The following is a 12,921-nucleotide window of genomic DNA, read 5'->3' on the forward strand; positions in this document are numbered from 1 at the left end:
GGAGCTGGGGATTGAGCCGGAAGGCCAGGTGGCCTACGTCTGGAACTTTGCACGATTGTGCGGTTTCCCTTTTCTATGCGGTGCCTAAGTGCTCAGCGAAGCGATTAAACGGCAAGGAAAACTTGAGTCTGCTATGCTCAGGCAGGGAAGAAAAGAAAATTTGAAGTTGAGTGGAACAAACTCAACTTTGGATGCGTTGTTGTAAATATCAGGCAATAAACCTTCTAATAAACAACTTCCAAGGAGGAAGCAATGAGTGCTTTCAACCCCACCACCAAGACCCAAGAGGCCTTACAGCAGGCGCTGCAGACCGCCTCTTCCAACGGCAATCCGGACATTCGCCCGGCGCACCTACTAGCGGCCATCCTTAGCCAAGAAGACGGCATCGCCGCACCGGTCCTCAAGGCCACCGGCGTCGATCCGGAAACCGTCCTCAAGGAGGCGCGCGCACTTGTGGATTCCTATCCCAAGGCTGAGGGCTCTGGGATGGCGAACCCGAACTTTAACCGCGACGGTCTCAACGTCTTGACCCGCGCGCAGGAGCTTGCGGGCGAATTGGGCGATGAGTACGTCTCCACCGAGGTTCTTCTCGCTGCTATCGCCGGCTCTAAGACTGACGCCGCTGAGCTGCTTACCGGCCGCGGCGCTACCTTTGATGCGCTGAAGGGCGCTTTCCCTTCGGTGCGCGGGGCCGCGAAGGTCACCTCTGAGAATCCAGAGGAGCAGTTCCAGGCGCTGGAGAAGTACGCCACCGACCTAACCGCCCGCGCGCGGGAGGGCAAGATCGACCCGGTTATCGGCCGCGACCAGGAAATCCGCCGCGTCGTGCAGGTGCTGTCCCGCCGCACGAAGAACAACCCAGTCCTTATCGGTGAGCCGGGCGTGGGCAAGACCGCCATCGTGGAGGGTCTGGCCCGCCGCATCGTGGCAGGCGATGTCCCGGAGTCCCTCAAGGGCAAGACCCTGCTGAGCCTGGATCTGGGCTCCATGGTCGCCGGCGCGAAGTACCGCGGCGAGTTCGAGGAGCGCTTGAAGGCAGTGCTGGATGAGATCAAGGCCTCGGAAGGCCAGATCATCACCTTCATCGACGAGCTACATACCATCGTCGGCGCGGGCGCCACGGGCGAGGGTTCCATGGACGCCGGCAACATGATTAAGCCGATGCTGGCCCGCGGTGAGCTGCGCCTGGTGGGCGCTACCACCTTGGACGAGTACCGCAAGTACATCGAGAAGGACGCCGCTTTGGAGCGCCGCTTCCAGCAGGTCTATGCGGCTGAGCCCTCTGTTGAAGACACTGTGGGCATCTTGCGTGGCCTGAAGGAGCGCTACGAGGTCCACCACGGTGTGCGCATCATGGACTCTGCGCTGGTTTCTGCAGCTGAGCTGTCTAATCGCTACATCACCAATCGCTTCTTGCCGGACAAGGCAATCGACTTAGTCGACGAGGCCGGTTCCCGCCTGCGCATGGAGATTGACTCCTCCCCGCAGGAGATCGACGAGCTGGAGCGCGTCGTGCGCCGCATGGAGATCGAGGAGCTGGCGCTGAAGAAGGAAAAGGACGCCGCCAGCCAGGACCGTCTGAGCAAGCTGCAGCAGGAGCTTGCCGACGAACGCGAAAAGCTCGGGGAGCTCAAGGCTCGTTGGGCCAACGAGAAGAAGGCTATCGATGAAGTCCAGCACGCCAAGGAGGAGTTGGAGGATCTGAAGCGCCAGGCCGAGATTGCCGAGCGCGACGGTGACTACGAGTTGACCTCCGAGCTGCGTTATGGTCGCATTCCCGAGTTGGAGAAGCAGCTTGCCGACGCCGAGGTGCGCGCCAACGCGCAGTCCAACACCATGCTGGTAGAGGAGGTCACCCCAGACACCATCGCTGAGGTGGTTTCCGCGTGGACCGGCATTCCGGCTGGCAAGATGCTGCAGGGTGAGACCCAGAAGCTGCTCAACATGGAGGCCGAGCTGGGCCGCCGCGTGGTGGGTCAGAAAGAAGCGGTCAAGGCCGTCTCCGATGCCGTGCGCCGCGCTCGCGCGGGCGTTGCGGACCCGGATCGTCCGACCGGCTCCTTCCTCTTCCTTGGGCCTACGGGCGTGGGTAAGACGGAGCTGGCTAAGGCCCTGGCGGACTTCCTCTTCGACGATGAGTCCGCGATGGTGCGCATCGACATGTCTGAGTACGGGGAGAAGCACTCCGTAGCCCGCCTCGTCGGTGCCCCTCCGGGATACGTTGGCTACGATGCCGGCGGCCAGCTCACGGAGGCCGTGCGTCGCCGCCCGTACACACTCGTGCTTTTCGACGAAGTGGAAAAGGCGCACCAAGACGTCTTCGACGTTCTGCTGCAGGTCCTCGATGAGGGCCGCCTGACCGACGGCCAGGGTCGCACCGTGGACTTCCGCAATACGGTCATCATCCTGACCTCGAACCTCGGTGCCGGTGGCACCAAGGAGGAGGTCATGGAGGCCGTCAAGCGCAACTTCAAGCCGGAGTTCATTAACCGTCTCGATGATGTCGTGATGTTCGAGTCTCTGTCCTCTGAGCTGCTGGCCGGCATCGTCGACATCCAGCTCGATGCTCTGGCATCGAGGTTGCAAGGGCGCCGCCTGAACCTGCAGGTTTCCGACGCCGCGAAGCTGTGGCTCGCCGAGCGCGGCTACGACCCTGCTTACGGCGCCCGCCCGCTCCGCCGCCTAGTGCAGCAAGCTATTGGTGACCAGCTTGCCCGCCAGCTTTTGGCCGGCGAGGTCATGGACGGCGACACCGTCCAAGTCGACGTCGCTGACGGCGGCGAGCACCTGGAGCTCAATAGCAAGCGCAGCTAGCCTGCGTAAGAAGCGCCGAAGTGCTCATGGCCCTAGAATCTAGAGCCATGAGCAATTTGGTTTCTCCAAGCGAACTCCAGCAATCCATTTACCGCGGCGAGCGCGTCGCACTTCTTGCATCTTTGTGGGCACCAGGTGAGGGGGAGGCATACAACCAGTTCGCCTCCCTGCACATTCCTACCGCGCAGTTCGCCGACGCTGCGCACTCCTTCGTCGGCCTTCCTGGCTCCAAGGTGGGCCGTAACCCGCTTGTTAACCCGGAGCGCTTGAAGGAGAGCTGCGAGGCATGGGGACTGCGTCCCGATTGGGAGATCGTGGTCTACGACGAAGGCCGTGGCCTCTTCGCTGCACGCGCTTGGTGGACCCTGCGCTGGGCGGGCTTTAAGAACGTACGCATGCTCGATGGTGGCTTGGCTAATTGGCGCCGCCAGGGCTTTGCCACCCTTACGGGCCCAGGAAACCTGGGCCTTGCCACCGAGGTCGAAATCACGCCGGGCTCTATGCCGACTGCCACGATTGAGGACGTTAAGGCCCACGACGGCCTGCTCATCGATACTCGTACGGCAAACCGCTTCGCTGGCCGCCGTGAGCACCTCGATCTGAAGGCCGGCCACATCCCCGGTGCAGTGAACCTGCCGGAGCGCCAGTTCCACAACGAAGACAAGACCATCAAATCTGACGAGGAAATCCTAGAGATCCTCGACAACGCTGGCATCACCAAGGAAAACGTCAAGGACGCCATCATTTACTCTGGTTCCGGTAACCACTCCGCGCTGACCATCGGCATCCTTGAGGGCCTTGGATTTACCGGCCTGCGCCACTTCGTCGGTGGCTGGTCCCAGTGGTCCGCAGACCCATCCAACCCGGTCGAGCGTGGCGACCGCACGACTGTATAAATAACCTGCGTAAATTAACCAGCGCGCCAGCCTACTCACCCCAAGACTTCCTCCTAAAGCCTACTCACCCCAAGACTTCCTACTAAAGTCTTGGGGTGATGCCTATTCTGATCCTTGCCCTAGTCCTCGCCGCGGCCGGCGTCGCGCTTCTCCTCCTCGACAAGCGCCAGCGCACCAACCAGCTTGACGGCACTACCCCTGTCGAGAGCCTCGAATCGCCAGAGCGCCCCACCGCTGACGAGTCACAGGAAGCCGAAACGTTTGAACAGCACGAGGAAGGACTTGCGTCTGCGGAGAACGCAGTGGAGCAAGAGCCTGCCCCAGTAGAGAAGGACCAGGCGGCACCTGAAACAGCTATGGCAGAGCAGCAGGCGGCGCCGGAGCGCAAGAACGAGCACCTGCTGCGTGCGCGTGACTTGGTGCCCGGGTCGCTGCGCCGTGAGCGTAAGGCTTGGGGCGAGCGTCACCAATTCGAGTACACCAAGCAGGATGACTATCTGGCTGATGAATGGATGCGTGGCGCAGCGGCCCTGGGGGCGGCACCGAAGGATATCGTGGCAGGGTTCGTGCATGGTCACGAGATGCTGCTGATGGACTTGGGCGGCATCAACGTCATGGCAATGCGCACCGGTGCGGCATCAGACATCGTGGTGGATTTCCGCCGCATCGGCCTCGCAGAAGAACACTTTTCGGAAGACCTGATCAAGGTCGACGACGTTGAAGGATTCGAGATGTTCGCAACCGACGCGGGCGTCGGCAAGCGGCTCATCGATGAGCGTCTAGAAGTAGCCCTTGAGCAGATGCCCGAGGAAGTCACCGCGGCGTGGATGGAATCCGAATGGGTGCTTGCTCAAACCACCAAGCACGCGCGCGGCGTGCAGTGGGATGCCATGCTGGCCCCGCTTGCAAAACTTGCCGATTGCGCCCGTGTTCTGCCGCCGCGTTCGGCCGCGATGCAGGTGCTGCGCGTGGCTGAGCTGGACCCGAGCCGCGAGATCCCTGAGCCGCCGCAGCCCGAGCCGACCGGGCCCACCCTTGTGCCGGACCACGAGGAAATCCAGCGCCCGCACATCCAGCGCCCGGAAGAGCCGGTAGAGCTGCCGAGCCGCACCCGCAGTGAGACCCTCGGCGAGGTTGACCACAGCGCGCTGGGGGCAGACGAAGTCGACGCCATTGCCGACGGCCGCGAGCGCCCCCTGCTCGATAAGGCGCAAGCGCGCATGCGCCGTGATCTCAACGGCCGCTCGACCATCTTCGGCGACGAAGAAGCAAACGAGTAGTCTTAAAGCGATAATCCCGCAAAACATGGCGGGACAAGAAGCGGCATAAGAAACAAAAAGGAGAGCCATGAGCTTGGATGCACAGAAAAAGGCCCGTCTGGCAGAGCTGGTCAAGGAACTGGCTGTTGTACACGGCAAGGTCACCTTGTCCTCCGGTAAGGAGGCTGATTACTACGTTGACCTGCGCCGCGCCCCCCTTCAGCACGAGGCTTCCCGCCTCATCGGCTCCTTGCTGCGCGAGCTGACCGCGGACTGGGACTACGTGGCAGTTGGCGGCCTGACCCTGGGCGCTGACCCCGTCGCTACCTCCATCATGCATGCCGACGGCCGCGATATCGACGCCTTCGTGGTGCGCAAGGAAGCCAAGAAGCACGGCATGCAGCGCCGCATTGAGGGCTTCGACGTCACCGGCGCTAAGGTCCTCGTGGTCGAGGACACCACCACCACCGGCAACTCCCCGCTGACCGCCGTCGAGGCACTGCGCGAGGCAGGCGCCGAGGTCGTCGGTGTGGCCACCGTTGTGGATCGCGCAACCGGCGCCGGCGAAGTTATCGCCGCTGAGGGCCTGGAGTACCGCTACCTGCTGAGCTTGGAAGACCTTGACCTCGCCTAATAACCCATCTGCGCAAGAGACTGTAGAGACAGGCAAGGGCCCTACCGAGTGGAACGAAGGCCGCCACGGCGTCGGGCCGTGGGAGGGCCCCTGGCCAGACGGCGCGCAGTATGACCCAGAGCTGCTGCGCGAGGGTGATCGCCGCAACGTGGTCGACGCCTACCGTTACTGGAGCAGGGAAGCGATCACCGCGGACATCGATAAGCGCCGGCACGCCCTGCACATCGCCATCGAGAACTTCGAGAACGATTCCAACATCGGACCCGTGGTGCGCACCGCGAATGCCTTCGCCGTCGACACCGTGCATATCGTGGGGCGCCGCCGTTGGAATCGCCGTGGGGCCATGGTCACTGACCGCTACCAGCACCTGCAGCATCATGCCACGGTGGAGGAGCTTTTGCAGTGGGCCAACGCCGAATGGCTAACTGTTGTCGCCATCGATAACACCCCCGGATGCGTCCCCCTTGAAACAGCCGAGCTGCCGGAGCGCTGCCTGCTTTTGTTTGGACAAGAAGGCCCCGGCGTTACCCAAGCAGCCCAAGATGCAGCGTTAATGACCTGTTCCATTGCCCAATTTGGCTCGACTCGTTCGATCAACGCGGGCGTCGCCGCGGGCATCGCCATGCATGCGTGGATTCGTCAGCATGCTGACTTAGAAAAAGCGTGGTAAATCGTTATCTCAAGTAGATAAGATGGAGTAACGAAACCATAATCGAGAGTGATAGATCTACAGTGGAAGAGACATGGGCACACCGCGCGGACCTCGCGGAAACCGCCATCAATGAACGCCATGCGCAAAACGTATGGTCAATTCCGCGTACCAATCTTGCGGTCGTCAGCTGGCCGCCGACTGGTAAGGAGAAACTCTTCGTCCACTGGCACTACTGGTGGCAAGCTCATTACCTCGATTGTCTGGTAGACGCCGCGCTGCGTAACAACACCAAGGCGCGCCGCGCCCGCATCGTGGACACCATGCGCGGTATCCGTATTCGTAACATGAGCCAGCTTACGAAGAATCGTTACTACGACGACAAGGCGTGGCTGGCCCTGGCTATGGGGCGCGCCGAGCAGCTCAAGCGCATCAAGCCGCATAAGCGCCTGGGCTCTTTGCAGCGCAACATCCTGGAAGGCACCGACCCCCAAATCGGCGTGCTGCCGTGGCGCGAGGGCGAGACTTTCCTGAATGTGCCATCCAACGGCCCCGGCGCCATCATGCTTGCCCGCATGGGGCGCATTGACGAGGCCCGCCACATCGTGGACTGGATCTATGACCATCTGGTTGATGATGACGGCTTCATCATGGACGGCGTGCGCATGCGTATGGACGGTCCGGAAATCGTGAAGGCTATCCACCCGTATTGCCAGGGCGTGGTTCTGGGCGCCTGCCTGGAAATTGCATTGGCACTGCGTGAGAAGGCTGGGTTGACCTCCCTGGAGAGCATCGACACCATTCAGGAAGCCGAGCTGGCAGCGGATACGATGCACTACATCACCAACATCCGTGGCCTAGTGCAGGCAGTGGCAACCGGAATGGCTACCCCGTCCGGCGTTATCAACTGGATGACGGGCGACGGTGATGGTGGCCTGTTCAAGGGCATCCTCGTGCGCTACCTTGCGGACGTTGCTGTGCGATTGCCGGGCGATTCCCCGGCTAACCGCGCCACCAAGAAGCTTGCGGCTCGCATGGTCGTGGCCTCTGCTGAATCCGTGTGGGAACACCGCCTGGAGGTAGATGGTCTACCTATCTTCGGCTCCGACTGGACCACCGATGCTCGCCTGCCACATAATTACGGCTTCGGGCCGCATACCGTCGGCGAAAAGGTAGGCATCATCCGTGTTGCAGAGCGTGATCTTTCGGTCCAATTGTCAGGCTGGATGCTGCTCGAGGCCTGCGCACGAGTCATGAAACACCAGTCCCAAGAAAAATAAAAACGCATTACAACCGTACTATTTTGTGGTTTCACCTGCGTATCGGCAACCGCCCACCAGGCGCCTGCCTGCATTAAGGAAGTTCACAAAAATTCTGGCGGCGAAATCGGGCAAAAACAGGCATACTTGGGACTTGGAACGTGATTGCCCCAACACACTAAGGATGGAACTTCATGCCAATCGCAACTCCTGAGGTCTATAACCAGATGCTGGATACCGCCAAGCAGGGCGGTTTTGCATTCCCAGCCATCAACTGCACCTCTTCTGAGACCATCAACGCGGCTCTGCGCGGTTTCGCAGAAGCTGAGTCTGACGGCATTATCCAGTTCTCCACCGGCGGCGCTGAGTTCGGCTCTGGCCTTTCCGTGAAGAACAAGGTGGCAGGTGCTCAGGCTCTGGCAGCTTTCGCTCACGAGGCGGCAAAGCACTACGGCATTAACGTTGCACTGCACACCGACCACTGCCAGAAGGAAGTTCTGGACGAGTACGTCCGCCCCCTCATCGCCATCTCCCAGGAGCGCGTTGACCGCGGCGAGCTGCCTTTGTTCCAGTCCCACATGTGGGATGGCTCCGCAATCCCAATCGACGAGAACCTCGTCATCGCCCAGGAGCTGCTGGAGAAGGCACGCAAGGCAAACATCATCCTCGAGGCTGAGATCGGCGTCGTTGGCGGCGAAGAGGACGGCGTCCAGGCGAAGGCCGGCGCAAACCTCTACACCTCCGTTGAGGATTTTGAAAAGACCATCGATGCACTTGGTACCGGCGAGAAGGGCCGCTACTTGCTGGCTGCTACCTTCGGCAACGTCCACGGCGTTTACAAGCCGGGCAACGTGAAGCTGCGCCCAGAGGTTCTCGACGAAGGCCAGAAGGCTGCCGTCAAGAAGCTCGGCCTGGAAGAGGGCTCCAAGCCATTCGACTTCGTCTTCCACGGCGGCTCCGGCTCCGAGAAGGAAAAGATCGAGCAGGCTCTGTCCTACGGCGTTGTGAAGATGAACGTTGACACCGATACTCAGTCCGCCTTCCCCAACCCGGTTGCCCGCCACATGTTCGCTAACTACGACGGCGTCTTCAAGATCGACGGCGAGGTTGACAACAAGAAGGTCTACGACCCACGCTCCTACATGAAGAAGGCAGAGCAGTCCATGGCTGAGCGCGTGGTTGAGGCCTGCACCGACCTGCACTCCGTGGGCAAGTCCATCTCCAAGTAAGACTGACCACCAAACCACACCACACAGAGCCGTTCCCCCCAGACCCCGCAGCCGCTGGGAACCCCGCAGCCGCTGGGAGGGAGGAGCGGCTTTGCTGTGTTTAGCGTCAAAGAATGCGCCGGCAAAGTCCCTGGCCAACATCCTCGTCCGAGTCAAACCGGAATCAAAACCCAAATGGTGAGGTCACCGCACAACAAAAGGGACTAGTGTAAACCAATGGGGCAAATGGGAACCGCAAATGGTGAGGTGACCTCACCATCTAGAGCGAACCCAGCCACGACCCAGCCACGACCCAGGCCGACCTCAACCAGAGCCAAGCAATCCACACGGGCGAACTAAGATAAGGAAACCATGGCGGAAGCAAAGGATAAGAGCACCAAGGAACGGGCCAAGCTGACCACGCGCCAACAGCTGCGCAGCTTTGACCGCTCGGTCAAATCCCGGTTTGCGCGCGTGAAGTCCCGCTTCCTCTACATCGTCCAGTCCACCCTCGGCGCCGGCCTGGCTTTCTTCGTGGCACACGTTGTCTTCGGCCACGCTCAGCCGTTCTTCGCGCCGATGTCCGTCATCATCATCTTGGGCCTGTCCGGCGGGGACCGCCTTAAACGCGCGGTGGATCTCTCCATCGGCGGCATCGTCGGCGTTATCGTGGGCACCCTCCTGGTTGACGGCCTGGGCACCGGCCCTATCCACATGACCATAATCATCGGTTGCTCGCTGCTCATCGCGTCCTTCGTGACCGAGTCGCAGCTCATCAGCAACCAAGTGGCCATCGGCGCCATCCTGATCGCCACCATCATGCCCCCGGAGGAGATGGGCGGACTCTCCCGCGCCATCGATGCCATCATCGGCGCCTTCATCGGCATCTGCATGGTCGCCCTCATCCCGACCTCCCCATTGCGCGCCGTGCGTAAGGAAGTATCCAAGGTTCTGCGGGTGGCTTCTGCAGTGCTTTCCGACGTTGCCGGCGGCCTCCGCGACGGCGATGAGAAGGCGATCCTGGAAGCTCGCGACGCCGTCCGCGGTACGCAGAGCGATATCAATGACATGCTCCAGGCGGCCAAGGGCAGCGCCGAGACCGTCAAGGTTTCCCCATTCCTGTGGAGCTGGCAGCGCAACATCCGCTCCCTGGAGCGCATCCTCACCCCGGTGGACAACGCCATCCGCGGTGTGCGCGTGCTTTCCCGCCGGGCCTTGGTGCTTTCGGAGGACGGCGACCACGTCACCGAAGCCCAGCTTGACCTCATCGACGAGCTTTCCGACGTCACGTATGAGCTCGCCGAGCTCTACGGCCGGGCCAGCAGCAAGGAATCGCGGGCCAACGAGGCCGTGGTCATCCCGGAGATTGTGTACCGCTTACGCGTCCTTGGTGCGAACGCCACCATGGACGTGCTTGGCGAGGACGGCGTTCTTTCCGCCTACTCACTCCTCGCGCAGACCCGGTCCATCATCGTTGACCTGCTGATGGTCTGCGGCATGTCCCGCGAATCTGCCGTGGCGCAGCTTGCCCCCACCTCTGATCATCCGGCCTATCCACCGGAAGTTCTCGACACCGACTAAACGCACGAAGTAAAGCCGCAATATTTAAGGCCGTACAACCTGCAGATCACGCAGGTGCCGGTAGAAGGTCACGCGCTTGACGGCTCGCTTCGCGCTGACGTCATCGACGATTACGCGCAGCTCCGGGCCGCCTGCTTGCACCGCGCGGCCGGTGCAGATGCTGGTTTCATCGAGCTGGCCGGAGGCGATGGGGGAGGAGAACTTCGATCGCAGCCATCCTCCGAAGCCGGACTTTGCGGCTTCAGCAAGCCCTAGGTCTGCGGATTTAGCAACGGGGGAGACAGCCTTCGCTGCCAAGATCCCCGGTGCATCAATCATCGGTACCAACCGGGCGCCATACGTACCGATGCCGGCCCTGCCGGTACCTTCGTGGCGGACGACAACATGATCATCCACGATGATCTCGCCGGTGATGTCCGTGTTATTCCACTCGGAAATCGAAGCCGAGCCTGCCACGGCAAGACCTGCATCATTGCGGATGAGTGGCACTGGGTGCACCGGTGCTGAAAGCGCAACGCTGAGCGCAGATTGCAGATCAGTAGGCAGACCCCAGTTGCGGGCAGCGGGCGAAGAAGAATCCGTGGGCACATAGGCGAGCTCGGCCCAGAGGTAGTCGCCGCGCATCATGCGGCTAAGAACTGCGCTCAAGGCGGCGTCGTCTCCAACCACGACGATGCGCAGTGGTTCCACCAAGTGGGGCGCTTGCGGCGCGAGGGCGGGGGTACTCAAATGTCGGACGTCTGGCTGGGCGGCAATCTCATCGAGCGAAGGGGTGGGATCTTCCGGCAGTGCGGTCTTCGCGGCTATATCTAGCGGACGAAGCTCGGAGCGGGTTGGAACCGCGCTGACGTCGAGAACTTCTGCATGTGGGGGCAAATCCAGGCTGAGTCTGCTACCGCAACGAACAACGATCAGGGCCACCGTGAGTTACCTTGCCTTTCCCAGCGAATCACCCCGCGAATTAGGGCATAACTTCTACACCCTACAACGCAAATCACCCCCATTGATAACCGCCAATTGGGGTGGAGGGGGTCACATGGGGATATATTTTTAGTCCACACTACTTTTAACTTCACATTTTATTTATCTTCGTGCTGTGGCACACAGGTAACTATCCCGACAACTTCACGGAGGCTTCATCTTGGCAATTGAATTCACCATGATCCAGTCCATCGGCATCGCTGTCGTGTTGCTCTTGCTGGGTATTTGGCTCAAGCAGCGGATCTATTTCTTTGAGCGCTTTGCTATTCCGGCCCCGGTTATCGGCGGCTTCCTTTTTGCTTTGATCAACCTGGTGCTGCACCAGACCGGTATCGCTGAGATTACGTTCGATACCACGCTGCAGAGCTTCTTCATGGTTATCTTCTTCACCACGGTGGGCTACGGCGCATCGTTGAAGGTGCTGCGCGCCGCCGGCCCGAAGGTAATGGTCTTCCTCGTTGTGGCGGTTGTTCTGACCATTCTGCAGAACGTCGTTGCCGTGGGCCTAGCTCCAATCGTTGGTGTCGATGCCAAGTTGGCTTTGATGACGGGCTCTGTTTCCATGACCGGTGGTCACGGTGTTTCGGGCGGTATCGCGCCTCTCGTCGAGCAGTCTGGTGTTAGCGGTGCAGAAACCGTGGCTTACACCGCAGCTACCTTCGGCCTCATCATGGGCTCGCTCATGGGCGGCCCGCTGGCAAACCGCCTGATTACCAAGGGCAATCTGATGGATCAGAAGGCAGTAGAGGTCGACGTTGACGAGTCGCTGATTGCTCACGTCGCCCGCAAGCTGCGCGGCGACGCCATGCTGCACGCCTTCGTGATGATTCTAGTTTCCATGCTCATCGGTAGTTTCGTGACCGATGCGATGAACCACTTCGTGGGCATGCTCACCGATAAGGCAGCCTTCCCGCTTTACTTCGGCTCCATGATCGTGGCGATCATCCTGCGCTTTATTAATGACTCTCGTGAGCAGAAGGAATACAAGGAACTGGTCCCAACCCAAGAGGTTGAGATCCTCGGTGTTATTGGCTTGAACTTCTTCCTGGCGATGGCTCTTATGAACATCAAGCTCTGGGAGCTCGCTGAACTGGCTGTCCCGATGCTCATCCTGCTGGTGGGCCAGACGGCACTCATGTGGCTGTTTGCCAACTTTGTCACCTTCCGCGTCATGGGCCGCGACTACGACGCCGCGGTTCTTACCGCTGGCCACTGCGGCTTCGGTATGGGCGCTACCCCGAACGGCATGGCAAACATGGACTCCGTGGTCACCAAGTTCAAGGAATCCAAGCTGGCTTTCTTCATCCTGCCGATCATTGGTGGCATGTTCATCGACTTCGCGAACATCGTAAACATCTTGGTATTCCTGAACATCGCGTAAACGCGGCGAAGCAGCCGTGTTAAAAAATGAGAGCTGTCAATTAATACCCGTCTGCACACTTCTAGGGGTAAAGTGGTTGCGTATTTGGCTTCAATCATTAGGAAGTGACACCCAGACATGGCAGCAATCGTCATCGTTGGCGCTCAATGGGGCGACGAAGGTAAAGGTAAGGCCACCGATATCCTCGGTGGTAAGGTTGACTACGTAGTCAAGCCGAATGGCGGCAATAACGCTGGCCATACTGTTGTAGTTGGCGGCG

The 12,921-nt window shown here is 60.4% G+C and carries 11 protein-coding genes; 10 read left to right on the forward strand and 1 reads right to left on the reverse strand.

Translation table 11 applies throughout. The features are described from left to right. The first annotated feature begins 252 nt into the window (after positions 1–252). The 8 genes from clpB (at position 253) to HMPREF2724_RS01500 (ending at position 10,300) form a co-directional block, all read left to right on the forward strand. Positions 253–2,814 carry an ATP-dependent chaperone ClpB gene (gene clpB / locus HMPREF2724_RS01465; RefSeq protein WP_070497924.1) on the forward strand — a complete coding sequence of 854 codons (2,562 nt, stop codon included), beginning with the start codon at positions 253–255 and terminating at the stop codon, positions 2,812–2,814. Positions 2,815–2,861: 47 nt separating this feature from the next. Beyond that, positions 2,862–3,710 (forward strand): sulfurtransferase, encoded by an 849-nt coding sequence (locus HMPREF2724_RS01470; RefSeq protein ID WP_062036991.1) that lies wholly within the window; start codon positions 2,862–2,864, stop codon positions 3,708–3,710. A gap of 98 nt (positions 3,711–3,808) precedes the next feature. Then, positions 3,809–4,990, forward strand: coding sequence for a type III secretion system chaperone family protein (locus HMPREF2724_RS01475; protein ID WP_070586809.1), 1,182 nt, complete (start codon positions 3,809–3,811; stop codon positions 4,988–4,990). A 67-nt stretch (positions 4,991–5,057) separates the two neighbouring features. Beyond that, positions 5,058–5,603, forward strand: coding sequence for an orotate phosphoribosyltransferase (pyrE, locus tag HMPREF2724_RS01480; protein ID WP_070586810.1), 546 nt, complete (start codon positions 5,058–5,060; stop codon positions 5,601–5,603). Continuing rightward, positions 5,590–6,273 (forward strand): TrmH family RNA methyltransferase, encoded by a 684-nt coding sequence (locus HMPREF2724_RS01485; protein ID WP_070586811.1) that lies wholly within the window; start codon positions 5,590–5,592, stop codon positions 6,271–6,273. Before pyrE ends, HMPREF2724_RS01485 begins: the two co-directional genes overlap by 14 nt. Before the next feature lie 62 nt (positions 6,274–6,335). After that, positions 6,336–7,532 carry a glycoside hydrolase family 76 protein gene (locus HMPREF2724_RS01490; RefSeq protein ID WP_070455400.1) on the forward strand — a complete coding sequence of 399 codons (1,197 nt, stop codon included), beginning with the start codon at positions 6,336–6,338 and terminating at the stop codon, positions 7,530–7,532. 173 nt (positions 7,533–7,705) lie between these two features. Further along, positions 7,706–8,740 carry a class II fructose-bisphosphate aldolase gene (gene fbaA / locus HMPREF2724_RS01495; RefSeq protein ID WP_070586813.1) on the forward strand — a complete coding sequence of 345 codons (1,035 nt, stop codon included), beginning with the start codon at positions 7,706–7,708 and terminating at the stop codon, positions 8,738–8,740. 351 nt (positions 8,741–9,091) lie between these two features. After that, positions 9,092–10,300, forward strand: a complete 1,209-nt coding sequence (locus HMPREF2724_RS01500) for an FUSC family protein (RefSeq protein ID WP_070586824.1) — start codon at positions 9,092–9,094, stop codon at positions 10,298–10,300. A 24-nt stretch (positions 10,301–10,324) separates the two neighbouring features. Here the strand turns inward: HMPREF2724_RS01500 and HMPREF2724_RS01505 are convergent, their stop codons facing one another. Continuing rightward, positions 10,325–11,221 (reverse strand): hypothetical protein, encoded by an 897-nt coding sequence (locus HMPREF2724_RS01505; RefSeq protein ID WP_070586826.1) that lies wholly within the window; start codon positions 11,219–11,221, stop codon positions 10,325–10,327. A 220-nt stretch (positions 11,222–11,441) separates the two neighbouring features. Between HMPREF2724_RS01505 and gltS the strand changes: the two genes are divergently transcribed. Both gltS and HMPREF2724_RS12215 read left to right on the forward strand, forming a co-directional pair. Then, positions 11,442–12,662: a sodium/glutamate symporter gene (gltS, locus tag HMPREF2724_RS01510; RefSeq protein WP_210386665.1), complete on the forward strand. Its 1,221-nt coding sequence runs from the start codon at positions 11,442–11,444 to the stop codon at positions 12,660–12,662. 117 nt (positions 12,663–12,779) lie between these two features. Continuing rightward, positions 12,780–12,921 (forward strand): adenylosuccinate synthetase (locus tag HMPREF2724_RS12215; RefSeq protein ID WP_210386667.1); only part of this gene is annotated, 142 nt, incomplete at its 3' end.

The sequence above is a fragment of the Corynebacterium sp. HMSC071F07 genome, assembly GCF_001810285.1.
GTDB classification, from domain to species: Bacteria; Actinomycetota; Actinomycetes; order Mycobacteriales; family Mycobacteriaceae; genus Corynebacterium; species Corynebacterium simulans.